A 1,347-nucleotide genomic window follows, 5' to 3' on the forward strand; every position below is an offset into this window, starting at 1 on the left:
GACGGATCGAGAACATCCTGGTTGAACCTCAGCGCAAGGCGCGGGTTGTGGTGGATCAGCGTTCCGGTACGATCGTGATGGGCAGCGATGTACGGATTTCCCGTGTTGCTGTGGCTCAAGGAAACCTCACTTTGCGGATCGAAGAGACACCGTTGGTGGTGCAACCCAATCCCTTCGCAAATGGCGAAACGGTTGTTGTTCCGCGCACAGGTGCAGCTATTGAGGAAGAAGAGGGCGTCCAACTTGCCGAAGTGCCGGAGACGACTTCGCTGTCCGAAGTCGTGGCAGGTTTGAATGCCTTGGGCGTGTCGCCGCGGGACATGATCGATATCCTCAAAAGCCTGAAAGCGGCCGGCGCATTGCATGCAGAATTTGTCGTCCGTTAGGGTAGTTAAAGCAGACTAGTGAAGAGCCCTGGCTTTGCTTGCAACAGCCAGGGCTTTTTTGTGTATCGCGACATGCCGGCGGGACGTAGAATATTTAACAAGCCCCCATAACTGTCGTGCCGGATGCGGCGACGGATCCCGATGCCGTGCCTGGATTTTGAGAATGACACTGGCGGTGTTAGCGATGCGGGACAACGCCTCGCCACAGGCAGCTTCGAAAGCGGTCAGTCCATCGGTAATCCACCCTGAAATCAACGGTGTTCAAGAGTGGAATTCTCCCGGCAAGATCTCTGAGGAGATTTTGAATGAAGAACGGATGATTTAGCGACTCACAGATCTGGGCATCCTGAAGCAGGCAGAGGGCGGTGTACCGGTGTCTGAACTGTGCCGGGGACATGGGATGAGCTATGCAAGTTTCTGCAAGTGACGGGCCAAATTCGGCGGCATGGACGCTTCTTTGATCGCTGAGATGAAAGACATGGGGAACAGAGCCGGCGTCTTAAGAAGATGTATGCCGAGGTGAGCATGCAGAACGAGTTGCAGAAGGAAGCTCTTGAAAAAAAAGCGTTAAGGCCGTCTCATAGGCGAGAGGCGGCCGCGAATGCGGCCGCATAGCATGGGGTCAGTATCGCACTGGCCTGCCGGGCCTTTCAAGTCAGCGAGACCTGCTATCGCTACAGCCCTCAATCGCTACAGCCCTGTCCTGAGTGACGAGAACGAGGAGATTGCCGATTGGCTGAAACGCCTGATCGCAATCAAACGCAGTTGGGGCTTTGGCCTGTGCTTTTTGTATCTGCGCAATGTGCAGGACTACCTTATCCAGACCATTGGCAGGGTTCAGGGGTAATAGCTGCGTACCAGAGCAGTGGCGATCAGGCTCCAGCCATCTGCAACTACAAAAAATGCCAGTTTGAAGGGCAGGGACACGATAGCAGGCGGCACCATCATCATCCCCATGGAC

General features: G+C 55.1%; 2 protein-coding genes and 2 pseudogenes. 3 read left to right on the forward strand and 1 reads right to left on the reverse strand.

The window, feature by feature from the left end:
* The 3 genes and pseudogenes from A2I95_RS38430 to A2I95_RS38440 all read left to right on the forward strand — a co-directional run.
* A partial coding sequence (locus A2I95_RS38430) for a flagellar basal body P-ring protein FlgI (RefSeq protein WP_291737658.1) occupies window positions 1–386 on the forward strand: 386 nt, incomplete at its 5' end.
* Between the two features lie 163 nt (window positions 387–549).
* Complete coding sequence (locus A2I95_RS38435) at window positions 550–711, forward strand: hypothetical protein (RefSeq protein WP_291737659.1); 162 nt, start codon at window positions 550–552, stop codon at window positions 709–711.
* Window positions 712–721: 10 nt separating this feature from the next.
* Window positions 722–1,200 (forward strand): annotated as a pseudogene (locus tag A2I95_RS38440) (transposase); the annotation flags it as partial.
* Window positions 1,201–1,223: 23 nt separating this feature from the next.
* On the opposite strand, the pseudogene A2I95_RS38445 reads toward A2I95_RS38440, so the two are convergent.
* A pseudogene (locus A2I95_RS38445) lies at window positions 1,224–1,347 on the reverse strand (flagellar biosynthetic protein FliP); the annotation flags it as partial.

It is taken from the genome of Leisingera sp. F5 (genome assembly GCF_001593695.1).

Bases quoted from the DNA above. Each gene is read 5' to 3' on its own strand.
- A2I95_RS38435 (WP_291737659.1), top strand. From the start codon at position 550: ATGACACTGGCGGTGTTAGCGATGCGGGACAACGCCTCGCCACAGGCA.